The following is a 15868-nucleotide window of genomic DNA, read 5'->3' as shown; positions in this document are numbered from 1 at the left end:
GAAATGACAGAAATTTTTTGAGAATCACAAAAATAACAAACAATGCAAGTAAAAATTAAAGATAGCTGGAAAAATATTTTACAATCAGAATTTGAGAAACCGTATTTTGAAAACCTTACTAGTTTTGTTAAAAATGAATATTCAAAACACACATGTTATCCAAAAGGAACAGATGTTTTTGCCGCGTTTGATTTTTGTGCGTTAGATGATTTAAAAGTGGTGATTTTGGGGCAAGATCCATACCATGGGGTAGGGCAGGCAAATGGCTTGTGTTTTTCTGTACATGATGGTATTACACATCCACCATCATTAATTAACATTTTTAAAGAGATTGAAAAGGACGTAAATATTCCATATCCAAAAAGTGGCGATTTATCTCGTTGGGCAAAACAAGGAGTGTTATTGTTAAACGCAACACTGACTGTAAGGGCAGGGGAGGCTGGAAGTCACCAAAAGCAAGGTTGGGAACAGTTTACTGATGCGGTGATTCAGAAAATTTCAGAAGAAAAAAAAGATATAGTGTTTTTACTTTGGGGTGGTTTTGCTAAGAAAAAAGCAAAATTAATAGATAGCAAAAAGCATCACATTTTAACTTCTGGACATCCTTCTCCTTTAAGTGCTAATCGAGGTTATTGGTTTGGGAACAAGCACTTTTCTAAAACCAACAACTTTTTACAAGATGTTGGTTTAGCTACTATTCAATGGTAATTTCAGGTAGTATTGTTTTGTTGTAATATGGTAAGATGATAGCATCTAGCATATCTTCAGTAACATCAGGATAATGAACTTCAACTATTTTATTTGAGTTGATCCACTTTTCAATTTTTGGTAATTGTTTTTTACTTAATTTTTTAACAACAGTAACCCCCATTTCTTTTAAAGTGATAGCGTTACACTGTTGTTCATATTGATTTTTCATTGGAATTACCAACAGTTTTTTACGCAGATACAAAGCTTCGGTAGGTGTAGCAAAACCTGCACCGCAAATAACTCCTTTAGATGAAGCTATACTTCGAATAAAAGCATCATCGTTTATAGGAAGAATTGTGATGTTATGAAAAAATTGATGTTCTTTACTTTTCTTTGAAAACACCTGCCATTTAATATCTTTTATGCTAGAAAGCGTTTTTACAATTTTTTCATCACTATAAGAAGGGAGATATACAGTGTAATGCCCTTTATTGGTAGTGTTTCGATAACGAATTTCTTTACGAATAATAGGCAAAAAGGTAGAAGATGAGTGTGTTTTAAAATGAAACCCAAATTTATTCTTAGCAGGAGCGTAATATTTGATTATTAGTCGTTCTAATCTAAATTTTTGATAAGCTGAATTTTTTTCATTTAACAATGCGTTTTGATTACTTAAAGAAATAATAGGAACATTTCTAAATAAGCAGGCCCAAGCTGAAATTGGTTCAAAATCATTAATTACTAAATCGTATTCTTTTACAGGAAGTGTTTTAATTTCTTGGTAAACTTTTTTTAAGTTTAAGCTGTTTAAAGTGTTAACTAGGTCGATTCCTCCCTTTTTACCAAAAACGAATCCTAAACCGTGTAATTTATATTTTATATCAAAAGGAAGTCCTATTTCGTATTGTGATCCACTAACCAATACATCTACATCCCCACGTCTTTGTAAATGCGGAATAATTTCTAGGGCTCTGCTTGCGTGCCCATTTCCTGTTCCTTGAAAAGCATATAGTATTTTCATCTTTTTAAGTTTTTTTAATTGTTTGTTTTTTTTAGGAGTTTAACAAGGTGAATAAGTGTTCGCTATTTCCTGATTAAATGCCCATTATGGCTTCACGATTATTGGGTTTTAATGTTAAATTCTTTAAGTAATTCTGAAAAAAGTTCACTGCTATTATGTTCAGAACTTACAAGTTCTAAATCTTTTACACTATAATTCAAATGGATGTTTTTAGCTATTTCGTCTTTTTCATATTCATATAAAGACCAATTATTGTTTTTGTATTCTAAAGCAGTTAAGTTCTCTATCCAATCACCAGAATTTAAGTAAGTAGTAGTTCCTTTGTCAGTTTCAATAACTCTTATTTCTGGTTGATGAATATGACCGCATACTACGTAATCGTAGCCTTCGTTTATAGCAATGTCTGCTGCGGTAGTTTCAAAATCATTAATGAATTTTATAGCGCTTTTTACACTATTTTTTATTTTTTTAGAGAAAGATAACCTTCCAAATCCCATTTTATGGCTAACCCAGTTTACAATTGTATTGATAAGGATTAAAAAGTCATAGCCCATTCCGCCTAGTTTGGCAAGCCATTTTGAATGTTGCATGGTCACATCAAAAACATCTCCGTGAAAAAACCATCCTTTTTTACCGTCAATATCTAACACTACTTTATTTACGATTTCAAAGCTTCCTAAGCGAAAACCTTTAAACCTACGTAACATCTCATCATGATTTCCTGTGATGTAGTATACCTTTGTTCCAGAAGTGATAAAATTCATCAGTTGCTTGATGATTTTCATATGTGGTTTAGGGAAATAACGTTTGTTAAATTGCCAAATATCAATAATATCACCATTTAAAATTAAAATTTTCGGATTGATGGTTTTTAGGTAATTATGAAGCTCTGTGGCTCTGCAACCAAAAGTTCCTAAATGGACATCTGATATTACAGCAATATCTAATTTACGTTTTTTGTGTTTTTTCATTCTGAGTATACTTCGATGTTTCTCAAAGTTATCTCTCGAATGTTTTTAAAAGATGAAGTAATTATAAATTCTTGGTAATAAAATCTTTATTAAAAAGTATTATAAAAGTTATGTAAAAGTAAAAAGCTCGGTATTAACCGAGCTTTTTTTTATGAAATTCTTTAGGAATTATTTGTTATGTAATACCCAAGTTCCTTGTTCTAATAAAGGGATGGCTTGCTTGAATTTAACATCTTTTTCTTCGCCAGTCATCACATTTTTAATAGTCACTTTTTCGTTACGACCAATTTTTGGTTGTTCGCGTACAATTGTTTCAACTATTTGTTGTTCTTGTGTTTGTTGATTACGTGCGCTGTTAATAGCTTGCTGAGTAGAGTTTTGAACTTCGTCTTTACGTAAGTCTAATTTCTCTCTTTGTTGCTCACGAGCTTCAGAAACTTGTGATGCTTCTTGGCTAGGTAATTGACCTTTAAATAAGAATGATAAAACTTCTTTGTTAATTTTATCAATTGTTTCTTGGAACAATTCGAAAGCTTCAAATTTATAAACTAATAAAGGGTCTTTTTGCTCGTACGTAGCATTTTGAACGGTTTGTTTCAACTCATCCATTTTACGTAAGTGGTCCTTCCAGTTTTCATCAATAATCGCTAAAGTGATGTTTTTCTCAAAATCGTTTACTAATGATTTACCTTCACTTTCGTAAGCTTCTTTTAAGTTGGTAACTACTTGTAACGTTTTAGTTCCGTCAGTAAAAGGAACTACGATACGCTCGTAACGATCACCTTCGTTTTCAAAAACGTTTTTAATTACTGGGAATGCATTTTCAGCATTTCTTTCCGCATCGTTTTTGTAGTGTTCTGTTACTATTTTGTATAGCTTGTCAATTAAATCTTGCTCTGATGTTTTATTGAATTCTTCTTCAGAAAAAGGAGAAGTCATTGCAGAGAAACGAATTAATTCGAATTCAAAGTTTTGGAAATCTTTTGCTTCTTTATTTTGTCTTACAATTGAATCACAAGTATCGTAAATCATGTTTGCGATATCAATCTGTAAACGCTTTCCATCTAAAGCATGACGACGACGCTTGTATACAAACTCACGTTGTGCATTCATAATATCATCATACTCTAATAAACGCTTACGAATACCAAAGTTGTTTTCTTCTACTTTTTTCTGAGCTCTTTCAATAGATTTTGAAATCATAGAGTGCTGAATTACTTCGCCTTCTTTTAATCCCATTCTATCCATCATCTTCGCAATTCTTTCTGAACCAAATAAACGCATTAAGTTGTCGTCTAAAGCTACATAGAATTGAGAAGAACCTACATCTCCTTGACGTCCTGCACGACCACGTAACTGACGGTCTACACGACGAGAATCATGACGCTCTGTACCAATAATAGCTAAACCACCTGCAGCTTTTACTTCCTCAGATAATTTAATATCGGTACCACGACCAGCCATGTTTGTTGCAATGGTTACCACTCCTGGTTTACCAGCTTCAGCAACTACATCAGCTTCTTTCTTGTGTAATTTTGCATTTAAGATATTGTGAGGAATCTTACGGATTTGTAACATTCTTCCTAATAATTCAGAGATTTCAACAGAAGTAGTACCTACTAGTACTGGTCTTCCTTCTCCAACTAATTTTACGATATCTTCAATTACAGCGTTGTACTTTTCACGAGTAGTTTTATAAACTAAATCTTGTTTGTCGTCTCTTTGAATTGGTTTGTTTGTTGGAATTTCAACAACATCTAATTTGTAGATTTCCCAGAATTCACCAGCTTCTGTAATTGCAGTACCTGTCATACCAGATAGCTTACGGTACATTCTAAAGTAGTTCTGTAAAGTAACAGTAGCAAACGTTTGCGTAGCGTCTTCAATCTTCACATTTTCTTTAGCTTCAATTGCTTGGTGTAATCCGTCAGAGTAACGACGACCGTCCATAATACGACCTGTTTGCTCGTCTACAATCATTACCTTATTATCCATTACCACATACTCTACATCTTTTTCAAAAACAGTGTATGCTTTTAAAAGTTGATTCATGGTATGAATACGCTCACTCTTTATGCTAAACTCGCGGTATAGTTCTTCTTTTTGATCAGCTTTTTCTTCTGGAGTAACGTCGCTATTATCTATTTGACCAACTTTTACACTAATATCTGGTAAAACGAAGAACGTTTCATTTTTTGTGATATCAGAAAGGTGTGCGATACCTTTATCTGTTAAGTCAATTTGATTGTTTTTTTCTTCAATAGTAAACCATAATTCTGCATCAACTTCAGGCATTAGCTTGTTGTTGTCTTGCATGTAGAAGTTTTCAGTTTTTTGAAGGATTTGTTTAACTCCTTCTTGAGATAAAAATTTAATTAAGGCTTTATTTTTAGGAAGACCTCTATAAACTCTTAATAATAAGAAACCACCTTCTTTAGTGTCTCCTTCTTTAATTAAACGTTTAGCTTCAGCTAAAACACCTACTAGATATTTATTTTGAAGAGAAACTAAATCGGCAACTAGAGGCTTTAACTCATTAAATTCATGATTATCTCCTTGTGGTACTGGTCCAGAAATAATTAACGGTGTACGAGCATCATCAATCAAAACAGAATCCACCTCATCAATAATAGCATAGTTTGGCGCACGTTGTACTAAGTCTTTCTTAGAGTTTGCCATGTTATCACGTAAGTAGTCGAATCCAAATTCGTTATTGGTTCCGTAGGTAATATCTGCGTTATAAGCTTCTCTACGTGCTTCTGAGTTTGGTTGGTGGAAATCAATACAGTCAGTAGATAACCCGTGGAATTCAAAAATAGGAGCCATCCACGCGCGGTCACGTTTTGCTAAGTAGTCGTTTACAGTAACAACATGTACTCCGTTACCAGTTAAAGCGTTTAGGTATACAGGTAATGTAGAAACTAATGTTTTACCTTCCCCTGTCATCATTTCGGCAATTTTACCTTGGTGTAATACAGATCCACCGATTAACTGAACATCGTAATGAATCATGTCCCAAAGAACCTCTTTACCAGCAGCATCCCATGAATTAGCCCAAAAAGCTTTGTCGTCTTCTAGAGTAATGTGTTCTCTAGTAGCTGACAATTCCCTATCGAAAGGAGTAGCGGTTACTTCTAATTCAGTATTGTTAGCAAAACGTTTAGCTGTTTCTTTTACAGTAGCAAAAGCTTCGGGCATGATGTCTAATAAGACAGCTTCAGATGCTTCATAAGCTTCGTCTTTCAATTTATCAATTTCTGTATAAATGTCTTCTTGACGATCGATATCTGCACTTTTAGCTTCTTCTTCAAGTTCAGTTATTCTATCAGTAAAAGACTGAGTAGCTTCTTTAATTTTAGTCTTAAATTCGATGGTTTTAGCCCGTAATTCATCATTAGATAAATTGTTTAATGAATTTTCATAAGATCGTACTTTTTCAACAATCGGTTGTAATGATTTTAGGTCTTTTTGTTGTTTGTCACCAACAAATAGTTTTATAATCGAATTTAAAACGCTCATTTGTAAAATATTGTTTTTTAGTTGGTTAGATTGTTTTAACTAACGCTTTTTTTGTTTTTATTTTAAGTGCTTAAAAGTAAGCAAAAAAAAAGCCTCTGTAAAAGAGACTTTTTGGTATTTATTTTTTCTAGTATTCATCTTCGTTCCAAAGATAATCTTCTTCAGTAGGATAATCTGGCCAGATTTCAATAATAGAATCGTACGCATCACCTTCATCTTCGATATCTTGTAAGTTTTCAACCACTTCTAGGGGTGCTCCAGTACGAATAGCGTAATCGATTAATTCGTCTTTAGTTGCAGGCCAAGGTGCATCTGCTAAATAAGATGCTAATTCAAGTGTCCAATACATTTCTTTATCGGTTTAATAAGATTTTCCGCAAAAATAATTTTTTTTTGTAAAAAGTCAAGTTTTTTTTAAAAAATGTGAAATCAATAATTAAAGAACTTAGTTAAAGCTTTTCAGGAATCCATTTAATTTCCTCAGCTTGTAAGTCTTGGGTCAACTTTCGTGCCAACACAAAAAGGTAGTCAGAAAGTCGGTTTAAATACTTTAAAACGGTATCGTTAAGAGTTTCTTCTTCGTTTAAAGCGACAGCCAATCGTTCCGATCTACGGCATACGCAGCGTGCTATGTGACAAAATGACACGGTCTGATGTCCGCCAGGTAGAATAAAGTGAGTCATTTGAGGTAAGCTTTTATTCATGAAATCAATTTCGTCTTCTAAAAACTGAATTGACTCTTCATTAATTTTAGGAATGTTTAAGCGTTCTTTTCCACTTTTTAAAGTTTCTTTTTCTGGAGGTGTAGCTAACATTGCTCCAAGCGTGAATAAATCACTTTGAATTTTAGTTAAGGCTTCTTTTAAAGAGCTACCTATTTCTTGATCTCTGATTAAACCAACATAAGAGTTTAACTCGTCAACAGTTCCGTAACTTTCTATTCGTAAGTGATATTTTGGTACTCGAGCACCACCAAATAGGGCAGTGGTACCTTTGTCACCTGTTTTTGTGTATATTTTCATATGTTTTTTACTAGTTTGATTATTTTTTTAAGACAGCTAATTTATCCAAAATATAATCAGGACAACGCATAGGTTTTTTTGTTTCAGTGTTAATAAATGCTAAAATAGTGTTACCTGTACAAATTAGTTCGTTGTTTTGATTAGTAATTTCGTAGTCAAATTCAATCTTAACAGTTGGTGTTTTTTTTAAAGTAGTGCTAATAGTTAATTCGTCGTCATATAAAGCCGATTTTTTAAAATTACAAGATAAAGAAATTACAGGTAGCATGATTCCTGTTTTTTCCATATATTTGTATGTAATGCCCAAAGAACGTAGCCATTCGGTACGACCAATTTCAAAAAATTGCGCGTAGTTTCCATGATAAACTACCCCCATTTGATCAGTTTCAGCATACCGAACACGTATAGATGTGTTATGTTTTTGCAAAAGATTATTTTTTTAATTAGCACAAACAATACGCAAAAAAAAAATAAAAGTCAAGAGCGATTTAATTTTTTTATACTAAAATTTATTCACACTTTTGTTCGCCCAGACGTAGGTGTTTGGTGTCCCCTAAATCTGAATAAAAATTAACAACTAAAATTGATTTTTACCAAATATGACTAAAACAGCCGATTCAGTTTGGATGGAATGCTTGTCTTTTATAAAAGACAATATTAAACCTCAAGCATACAAAACTTGGTTCGAGCCAATTAAGCCAATTAAATTAGCAGGGGAGGCTTTAACAGTACAAGTTCCAAGTAAATTTTTTTACGAATGGTTAGAGGAGCATTATATCAAATTGCTAAGAGTGGCTTTAGTTCGTCAGTTAGGAAGTGATGCTAAATTAATTTACGATGTACGTATGGAAAATACGTATAGCAGTAATAGTCCGCAAACTGTAAAAATACCAAGTTCAAATCGTAACCCGTTAAAACCTCAAAAGGTAACTGTTCCGTTAGAGTCAAAACGTGAGTTGAAAAATCCTTTTATTATTCCAGGTTTACAAAAGGTGAAGATTGAGTCTCAGTTAAACCCGAACTACAATTTTGTGAATTTTGTAGAAGGAGATTCAAACCGATTAGCGCGTTCTGCTGGTATGGCAGTAGCAAACAAACCAGGAGGAACCTCTTTCAATCCGTTATTAGTTTATGGTGGAGTAGGTTTAGGTAAAACACATTTAGCACACGCTATTGGTGTTGAGATAAAAGATAAATACCCAGATAAGACAGTTTTATATATTTCTTCGGAAAAATTTACACAACAGTTTATTGATTCGGTAAAGTCGAATACTAGAAATGATTTTATTCATTTCTATCAAATGATTGATGTGTTGATTATTGATGATGTACAGTTCTTATCAGGAAAAACAGGAACACAAGATGTGTTTTTCCATATATTTAATCATTTACATCAAAATGGAAAACAGGTAATTTTAACTTCAGATAAAGCACCTGTTGATATGCAAGATATTGAGCAACGATTATTGTCTCGTTTTAAATGGGGATTGTCTGCTGAATTGCAAGCGCCAGATTACGAAACAAGAATTTCTATCTTACAAAACAAGCTGTACAGAGATGGTGTTGAAATGCCAGAAGAAATTGTAGAGTATATTGCTAAAAATATCAAATCGAATGTTCGTGAGTTAGAAGGGGTGATTATTTCGATGATTGCACAAGCTTCTTTTAATAGAAAAGAGTTTACAATTGAGTTAGCAAAACAAATTGTAGATAAGTTTGTTAAGAACACGAAAAAAGAGTTGTCAGTTGATTATATTCAAAAAGTGGTGTCAAAGTATTTTGATATGGATGTAGCAACTTTACAATCAAAAACTCGTAAACGTCATATAGTACAAGCACGTCAGTTAGCTATGTATTTTGCTAAACGTATGACAAAATCATCTTTAGCAAGTATTGGAAGTCAAATTGGTAAAAGAGACCACGCTACTGTGTTACATGCATGTAAGACTGTAGATAATTTAACGGAAACTGATAAGCAATTTAAAAAGTACGTTGAAGATTTAACGAAGAAATTAACGCTTTAAAGAATAGCCTCACTAAGTGAGGTTTTTTTATTTTATAGAGATGAAAAAAATATTAATGGTTTGTTTGGGTAATATTTGTCGTTCACCACTGGCAGAAGGAATTTTACAAGCAAAGTTATCTTCAGAGTTTTATAAGGTAGATTCAGCTGGAACTGCTGGGTATCATGTAGGTGAATTACCAGATAAACGTTCTATTCAAGTAGCAAATAAATATGGTATAGATATTACGAATCAACGTTCAAGAAAGTTTGAAAAAGCAGATTTTGACAAGTTTGACATGATTTTTGCTATGGATAAAAGTAATTACGATGATATTGTAGCGATGTCTAAAAACAGTATGCAACGAGAAAAAGTAAAAATGATTTTAAGTGAACAGTTTCCTGATGAAGCAGTCAATGTTCCAGATCCGTATTATGGAGGAGATCAAGGTTTTGAAAATGTGTATAAAATGTTAGACGAAGTGTGTACGATTATCGCTTCAAAATTAGAAAACAAATAATGAAAGGTAAATTATACTTGATTCCTACTACCTTAGGAGATACTGAACCCTTAGAGGTGATGCCATTATCGGTAAAAAAAGTGGTAGAGCAATTAGATTATTTTATTGTTGAAAATGAAAAATCGGCTCGAAGATTCATAAAAAGAATTACTCCTACTAAATCTCAACCTTCTTTACAATTGATGTTGTTAGATAAGTATTCTGATGATTTAGAAACTAAGAATTATTTGGATGCTTGTGAAAAAGGAATATCTGTAGGCTTGCTTTCTGAAGCAGGTGTGCCCGCGGTAGCTGATCCAGGAGCAAGTATAGTGAAGTTAGCACATCAAAAAGGAATTCAAGTGGTACCATTAGTTGGCCCATCGTCAATTTTGTTGGCAATTATGGCGTCAGGAATGAATGGACAAAGTTTTGCTTTTAATGGTTATTTACCGATTGACAAATCGGAAAGAAAAAAAGCGATTAAAGATCTGGAGAAGTTATCAAAAGATAAAAATCAATCACAAATATTTATTGAAACACCTTATAGGAATGAGAAAATGTTAGACGATTTACGAGCTACTTTATCTCCTGATACAAGGGTTTGTGTTGCATGTGATATTACACTTCCTTCAGAGTATATTAAAACATTGACGATAAAAGAGTGGAAAAACGCTAAACCAGATTTACACAAGCGTCCCGCAATTTTCATTATTCATAAATAAAAAAAGCATCGATAATATCGATGCTTTTTTGTTGTTTCTGTGTGTTTTAATTAAACTACGGGCTTTTTGTTTGCTTTGATATTAGATACATCATAGTCAGCAAATTTTTTCAAATACGATTCTATTGATGTTCCAAAAGCATCGTTAAATTGAATAGCTCCGTTTGATCGTAAAAACTTTTTTACATTTCCAGCACCACTTAAGTGGGCGGCAGCTAAAATACCAGATTCGGTTATCTTTATTCCGTTAATGGTTTTCCCAACGCTTCTTTTAATATCCTTACGTAAAATCCATTTATTTAGCTTACAATAAGCTATAAATGTACGTTCTTGTAATTCAGGAGTTTTTAAGAAGTGGTCGGTGTTGTAAATTCGGAATCTTTTTAAAGTTTCTTTACCAAATTGGTATTTCCCTAAGTAGCCAAGCTCATTAATAACCCTATATCTACCTTGAGATTCTTTAAAAGCTAGAGCTTCTTTAAATCCAACAAAATCATTTAATAAAAAAGGAACATTCACTTTTTCGATTTTGTTCGCTGGCACTGGGGTAGTAGCAGCTTTTTCGTGTTTAGTTGTAGCTTCCGTAAAACTAGTTAAGAATGCGAATACTACAATAACTAATACTAAATGTCTGATAATTAAATACTTTCTGTTTAGCGGTGCAAAGATACGGTAATTTTTTATAACAGATTATAAATCAATAAATTACCGTTTATTAACTATTAGGTATAAAGTTGTTTTCTGGTGTTTTATTTAGTTAAAACACAAAAAAAACAAGGTTTTGTTATCTTTTTAATAATGTTTTATTAAAATTAATAAAAATAAATTTTTGTTAAAGGAATTCTTCTGGAGATATGTTTAAAACTTTACATATAGTTAGAAATCGATACATGTCAAGTCTAGTTTTCCCTGTTTCTAATTTAAAATAAGCATTTTGACTCAATCCTATTTTTTTGCCAAACTCATATTGAGATAAGCCTTCTTTTTCTCTTTCTTTCTTAATTTTCTCTAAAATAATACTTACTCTTTCCATAGTTTACTTTTTCTAATTTTCAGTGCTAATATAAAAAATAAGTTATAACTTTTGGGGTTAAGGGAAAACCCTTAGTTGCAAAAGGGGTTGTGTTTTTTTGTGTAAGTGTTTGGGAATTATATTTTTGGGAGAACATTGCAATGTAGTCGGTAGTGCTATGGCTGACTATAACAAACCATAGTTTTTTTTATTAAATAATTTTAAAAACAATTTTTATTATGAAAAAAGTAATTTTATCAGCACTTTTTTTAGGTGCTTTTACAACTGCTAATGCTGTGAGTGTAGATTATCAGTATTTTAGTGACAAGTGTCATGAACAAGCTTGTGAAGCAGTAGGAGATGCAGAGGCAGTTTTTGGAGATGAATTATCAGCCGCAGAGTATGATGTACTTTATGATATAGAGTTTCAAAACTGTAAAGGATAATTGGTAAATATTAAATGATTAATGGAGCTTGTTTTGAGTTCCGTTAGTCATTTAAAAAAAAAATAGAATGAAAAATAAAATATTTCCTATATTCTTATGGTTTTTATTTTTAATAAAAGCTTATACCCAAACTGGAGAGGTGACGTATAATGTAGAGTCTATAAAGCAAAATAATTTAGACAACCCTTTAGTAATGGGAGTAGGTAATGAATTGCAACAAAAGACATTTACACTAAAGTACAATAAGGGTGAATCTATTTTCAAAAAAAATAAAAACATACCAATAAACAAAAGGTATAGTCGTTTAGCAGACGTCTTAATAGGTGGAAACTATACTTGGTATCAAAATTCATTTACTAAAGAAGCTTTAGTTACTCAAGATATTGGTGGTAAAATATATACAGTAAGTTTTCCAAATATGGTAGGTTGGGAGCTAAATGAGGATACTAAAGTAATAGAAGGTTATACTTGTTACAAGGCAATAAGAAAACAACTAAATAAAAGAACTAGTGTAGGAAAAGATAAAAGATATATAGTTTATATTGCATGGTATACACCAGAAATTCCTGCCTCTTTTGGGCCTGCTGGAAATGGCGGATTACCAGGGTTAATATTGCAATTAGACAAAGTAAATGTTGCTAGGTATACTGCAACAAAAATTAAACTCAATCACAAAAAGAATATTAAAATACCTAAGCTGAAAGAAGCAACAAAAATAACACCAGAAAGAATGGTCGTATTAATGAGAAAAGCAAGGAAAGTAACTGTTGATTAAATTTATATGAGATGTAGTTTGTTATTAGTACTGGCTTGTTTGTTTACAAAAAATATATTTGCACAAGTTATAGTTTCTGGGGTTGTAAAAGGAGAAAATGAAATGTTAGGGAATGCTAACATTATAGCAAAACCTTTAACAGAGGGGGCTCGCTTTACCTATACAGTAACAGATGATAAAGGGAATTATAAGTTAAGTTTAACGAAAAATGCAACATATAAAATAACGGTAAGTTTTATTGGCTATATCACGTTAAAAGAAGATGTTTTGGTTGCAAACATGCCTATAACTAAAGATTTTATTTTAAAAGAGGATCCAAACGAGCTACAAGAAGTTATTATTAATTACAGAGAACCGATAAAAATTAGAAAAGATACTACTACCTATAGAGCAGATGCATTTGTTAATGGTAAAGAACGTAAGCTACGTCAAGTGCTTAAAAAATTACCTGGAGTAGAGGTGGATAGAAAAGGAAATGTAACTGTTAAAGGTAAAAAGGTAACCACTGTATTGGTTGAAAATAAAAAGTTTTTTACAGGTGATAGTAAACTAGCTGTTAATAATATACCTGCTGATGTAATTGATGAGATTCAGGTTATAGAAGATTATCATGAAAGTGATTTATTAAAAGGTTTAGAAACGTCAGAAGATGTCGCCTTAAATATTAATTTAAAAGAAGATAAAAAGAAGTTTGCCTTTGGAGATATCGAAGTAGGCGGAGGAGTAAAAGAGAGATATGTAGTACACCCAACCTTGTTTAGGTATTCAGAAAAAATAAATTATAGCTTTATTGGAGATTTTAATAATGTAGGAGATAAGTCTTTTACTGTAAAAGATTATATCACTTATGAAGGAGGTTTTGATATAAACTCCTTTTCATCTTTGTACAATTCACCTATTGTTAGATTGTTAAAGGAAAAAAAGTATAATGAAAATAAACATTTATTTGGAGGGCTGAATTTACAGTTCAGTACAAGTGAAAAGAATGATTGGAGTGCATTCGTAATAGCTCTTAAAGATAATACGCATTCGTTTGAGGGTTCATACCAAAATTATTTAGTCGATACTATTGAGGAAACGAGACGTGTTTCTGATGATAAAAAACAGAATATGTTGTTAGGTAAAATAGAATTAAAATCAAAACCAAATGAAGATGTTCGTATTAAGTTTGAAAATAAAGTAGAAATATCTTCAGCTAATAATAAGTCAGAAACTGAAAGTAATTTTAATTCTGAAGATTTACTATATAACTTGAGTGATAAGGTAGATAATGTATCATTAAAATCTAATTTAAAGATAGAAAAGAAGTTTTCAAGAGACCATACTTCTCAAGCTAAGATAAATCTTGTTTTTTCAAAAAATAATGAAAGTCAAAATTGGTTCAGTACTCAAAATATTTTTTCAAACAGTTTACCTATAGATCAGGCTGAAGAACATATTTTAGTCAGACAAAAAATAAATTCAGAGAATTATCAAGCTAAAACTTTATTAAAACATTTTTGGATAGTGAATCCAAGAAACCATTTGTATTTTGGAGTTAAAAATGAGTTATACTTCAATACCTATAATTCAAACCTTGGGCAATTGATAGGAAGCGATGAGTTAGATAAGTTTGATGATTTTGATAGTGAAAACTCTAATAAAGAGGTATTTTCTTCTTTTTTTGCAGAGTACAAAAAATTAATCGGAGATGCTTTTCTAACATTTAAACTAGAGTATTTAAACTATAATAGGTTTAATAAGCAATTCGAATTAGAAAAAAACAGAACATTACAAAAGCTTTTACCTAGTGTTAATTTGGAATGGGATTTTGATGCAAATAAGAAGCTTGTTTTTTATTATAGAAAAACAAATGATTTTCCTGGCTACAATCAACTAAACAGGAATAAAAAGTTAATCAACTTTAATAGTATTTATCAAGGAAATAGTAACTTAACAGAGAGCAATTATCACTATTTTCGTTTATCTTATAGAAGGTTCAAAACTTATGGATGGAGTTTTTACCCAACAGTAAGTTACAGGTTAAGAACCAATAAAATTCAGAATACTTTTATTTCAGATAATATCTATTTTTATAACAGCCCTATAAATATTGCAACTCCTGAAAAAGGTCTTTCTCTTGATTTTAAAACTATTTATAATTATAAATACTGGAGAGCCTCTTTAGGGGTTAACTATGGAAATAGAAGTTATATAACGTTATTTAATCAGCAAGAGGAAAAAGCAAATGACGACAGTTATTCGGCAAGATTAAAGTTTAAGTCAGTGTATATTAATGGACCTAATTTTGATGTTTCTTTGAGTCAAAACTATAATGTAAATAAGAATAGCTTTATTAGCAATAATACTTCCTATAGAACTAAGTTTGACTTTCAGGTGGATTATGAGATAGGAGACTGGATTTTTATAGGAGAAAACATGTACTCTTATTATCAAAATGAAACTTCAAAAACAAAAAACTCTTTTAATCAAATGAATGCCTCTGTTTTTTATCAAAAAGAAGATAGTCCTTGGGGTTTTGAAATAAAAGCGAATAACTTGTTAGATAATAAAGAACGTGTAACCTCGAGTCTTTCAGATATATTATTCAGAGAGCGTACAGAGTTGGTTTTTCCAAGAACCATAGTGTTTAAAATTGTTTACAAAATTTAGTGTAAAAATGAGAAGAAAAATATATATAATATTATTCTCTCTGTTTTTCTCTTGCTCTTCCAATAAAAGAGCTGTGAAAATACAAGAAGTTGGGAGGGAATTCACAGGAGTAATTACTCAAGATAATTTGTTAGAAACAAACAATAGTACCTGGTTTAAACCTCGTTATGAAGCATATGAAATAGAAGATACTTTAATTTCTACATTTCAAAAAAATCTCAAGAATGTAAAAATAAAAGCATTTATTGGGTTATGGTGTGGAGATAGTAAACGTGAAATTCCTTTACTTTTGAAAATGTTAAAACAAGCGAGTTTTTCAGAGGAAAATATAGAAATAATAGCAGTAGATCACAAGAAAAAAGCAAAAGGTATAGAAAAAGGTTATGGTGTTTTTAGGGTACCTACTTTTATTTTCTATAAAAGAAATAAAGAGTTAGGTAGATTTGTAGAATTCCCTGTTGAATCTTTAGAAAAAGATGTTCTAAAAATAATATCGGGTAAACCTTACAAACACTTTTATGAAGAATAAAGAGT

16 protein-coding genes are annotated in these 15868 nt (G+C 31.5%); 8 read left to right on the top strand and 8 right to left on the bottom strand.

What is annotated here, in order from left to right; translation table 11 throughout:
* Positions 1–42: 42 nt before the first annotated feature.
* A complete protein-coding gene (locus C8N26_RS11095) occupies positions 43–708 on the top strand; it encodes a uracil-DNA glycosylase (RefSeq protein ID WP_120187343.1) in 666 nt (221 codons plus the stop codon).
* On the opposite strand, the gene C8N26_RS11090 is transcribed toward C8N26_RS11095, so the two are convergent.
* From C8N26_RS11090 to C8N26_RS11065, 6 genes are all read right to left on the bottom strand, one after another.
* Positions 695–1711, bottom strand: a complete 1017-nt coding sequence (locus C8N26_RS11090; protein WP_120187342.1) for a glycosyltransferase family protein — start codon at positions 1709–1711, stop codon at positions 695–697. The genes C8N26_RS11095 and C8N26_RS11090 overlap by 14 nt on opposite strands.
* A gap of 98 nt (positions 1712–1809) precedes the next feature.
* A complete protein-coding gene (locus tag C8N26_RS11085) occupies positions 1810–2682 on the bottom strand; it encodes a UDP-2,3-diacylglucosamine diphosphatase (RefSeq protein ID WP_120187341.1) in 873 nt (290 codons plus the stop codon).
* A gap of 168 nt (positions 2683–2850) precedes the next feature.
* Complete coding sequence (secA, locus tag C8N26_RS11080; RefSeq protein WP_120187340.1) at positions 2851–6201, bottom strand: preprotein translocase subunit SecA; 3351 nt, start codon at positions 6199–6201, stop codon at positions 2851–2853.
* A gap of 127 nt (positions 6202–6328) precedes the next feature.
* Positions 6329–6550 carry a DUF2795 domain-containing protein gene (locus C8N26_RS11075; RefSeq protein WP_024739957.1) on the bottom strand — a complete coding sequence of 74 codons (222 nt, stop codon included), beginning with the start codon at positions 6548–6550 and terminating at the stop codon, positions 6329–6331.
* 100 nt (positions 6551–6650) lie between these two features.
* Positions 6651–7223 (bottom strand): cob(I)yrinic acid a,c-diamide adenosyltransferase, encoded by a 573-nt coding sequence (locus tag C8N26_RS11070; protein WP_120187339.1) that lies wholly within the window; start codon positions 7221–7223, stop codon positions 6651–6653.
* Positions 7224–7242: 19 nt separating this feature from the next.
* Positions 7243–7650 carry an acyl-CoA thioesterase gene (locus C8N26_RS11065; protein ID WP_120187338.1) on the bottom strand — a complete coding sequence of 136 codons (408 nt, stop codon included), beginning with the start codon at positions 7648–7650 and terminating at the stop codon, positions 7243–7245.
* A 172-nt stretch (positions 7651–7822) separates the two neighbouring features.
* On the opposite strand from C8N26_RS11065, the gene dnaA reads away from it, so the two are divergent.
* The 3 genes from dnaA to C8N26_RS11050 are packed head-to-tail and all read left to right on the top strand — an operon-like array spanning position 7823 to position 10450.
* Positions 7823–9247: a chromosomal replication initiator protein DnaA gene (gene dnaA / locus C8N26_RS11060; protein ID WP_120187337.1), complete on the top strand. Its 1425-nt coding sequence runs from the start codon at positions 7823–7825 to the stop codon at positions 9245–9247.
* A gap of 40 nt (positions 9248–9287) precedes the next feature.
* Positions 9288–9746: a low molecular weight protein-tyrosine-phosphatase gene (locus C8N26_RS11055; protein WP_120187336.1), complete on the top strand. Its 459-nt coding sequence runs from the start codon at positions 9288–9290 to the stop codon at positions 9744–9746.
* A complete protein-coding gene (locus C8N26_RS11050; RefSeq protein ID WP_028892670.1) occupies positions 9746–10450 on the top strand; it encodes an SAM-dependent methyltransferase in 705 nt (234 codons plus the stop codon). Before C8N26_RS11055 ends, C8N26_RS11050 begins: the two co-directional genes overlap by 1 nt.
* A 50-nt stretch (positions 10451–10500) precedes the next feature.
* Here C8N26_RS11050 and C8N26_RS11045 read toward each other — a convergent pair whose 3' ends face one another.
* Positions 10501–11088 (bottom strand): hypothetical protein, encoded by a 588-nt coding sequence (locus C8N26_RS11045; RefSeq protein ID WP_028892669.1) that lies wholly within the window; start codon positions 11086–11088, stop codon positions 10501–10503.
* A gap of 193 nt (positions 11089–11281) precedes the next feature.
* Positions 11282–11482: a helix-turn-helix domain-containing protein gene (locus C8N26_RS11040; protein WP_120187335.1), complete on the bottom strand. Its 201-nt coding sequence runs from the start codon at positions 11480–11482 to the stop codon at positions 11282–11284.
* Positions 11483–11700: 218 nt separating this feature from the next.
* Between C8N26_RS11040 and C8N26_RS11035 the strand changes: the two genes are divergently transcribed.
* From C8N26_RS11035 to C8N26_RS11020, 4 genes are all read left to right on the top strand, one after another.
* Positions 11701–11907 carry a hypothetical protein gene (locus tag C8N26_RS11035; RefSeq protein WP_120187334.1) on the top strand — a complete coding sequence of 69 codons (207 nt, stop codon included), beginning with the start codon at positions 11701–11703 and terminating at the stop codon, positions 11905–11907.
* A 67-nt stretch (positions 11908–11974) separates the two neighbouring features.
* Positions 11975–12682, top strand: coding sequence for a GLPGLI family protein (locus tag C8N26_RS11030; RefSeq protein ID WP_120187333.1), 708 nt, complete (start codon positions 11975–11977; stop codon positions 12680–12682).
* A 39-nt stretch (positions 12683–12721) separates the two neighbouring features.
* Entirely contained in the window at positions 12722–15334 is a 2613-nt protein-coding gene (locus C8N26_RS11025) for a TonB-dependent receptor (RefSeq protein ID WP_170141649.1), read from the top strand.
* A gap of 73 nt (positions 15335–15407) precedes the next feature.
* Positions 15408–15863: a thioredoxin family protein gene (locus C8N26_RS11020; protein ID WP_170141648.1), complete on the top strand. Its 456-nt coding sequence runs from the start codon at positions 15408–15410 to the stop codon at positions 15861–15863.
* Positions 15864–15868 lie beyond the last annotated feature (5 nt).

This window comes from Tenacibaculum lutimaris, from assembly GCF_003610735.1.
Lineage (GTDB): Bacteria > Bacteroidota > Bacteroidia > Flavobacteriales > Flavobacteriaceae > Polaribacter > Polaribacter lutimaris.
This window is presented reverse-complemented; position numbering and strand designations above follow the sequence as displayed.

Excerpts from the sequence above, each read along its gene's own strand:
- C8N26_RS11095 (WP_120187343.1), top strand. The coding sequence starts at position 43 with ATGCAAGTAAAAATTAAAGATAGCTGGAAAAATATTTTACAATCAGAA.
- C8N26_RS11090 (WP_120187342.1), bottom strand. The coding sequence starts at position 1,711 with ATGAAAATACTATATGCTTTTCAAGGAACAGGAAATGGGCACGCAAGC.
- C8N26_RS11085 (WP_120187341.1), bottom strand. The coding sequence starts at position 2,682 with ATGAAAAAACACAAAAAACGTAAATTAGATATTGCTGTAATATCAGAT.
- secA (WP_120187340.1), bottom strand. The coding sequence starts at position 6,201 with ATGAGCGTTTTAAATTCGATTATAAAACTATTTGTTGGTGACAAACAA.
- C8N26_RS11075 (WP_024739957.1), bottom strand. The coding sequence starts at position 6,550 with ATGTATTGGACACTTGAATTAGCATCTTATTTAGCAGATGCACCTTGG.
- C8N26_RS11070 (WP_120187339.1), bottom strand. The coding sequence starts at position 7,223 with ATGAAAATATACACAAAAACAGGTGACAAAGGTACCACTGCCCTATTT.
- dnaA (WP_120187337.1), top strand. The coding sequence starts at position 7,823 with ATGACTAAAACAGCCGATTCAGTTTGGATGGAATGCTTGTCTTTTATA.
- C8N26_RS11055 (WP_120187336.1), top strand. The coding sequence starts at position 9,288 with ATGAAAAAAATATTAATGGTTTGTTTGGGTAATATTTGTCGTTCACCA.
- C8N26_RS11050 (WP_028892670.1), top strand. The coding sequence starts at position 9,746 with ATGAAAGGTAAATTATACTTGATTCCTACTACCTTAGGAGATACTGAA.
- C8N26_RS11040 (WP_120187335.1), bottom strand. The coding sequence starts at position 11,482 with ATGGAAAGAGTAAGTATTATTTTAGAGAAAATTAAGAAAGAAAGAGAA.
- C8N26_RS11035 (WP_120187334.1), top strand. The coding sequence starts at position 11,701 with ATGAAAAAAGTAATTTTATCAGCACTTTTTTTAGGTGCTTTTACAACT.
- C8N26_RS11030 (WP_120187333.1), top strand. The coding sequence starts at position 11,975 with ATGAAAAATAAAATATTTCCTATATTCTTATGGTTTTTATTTTTAATA.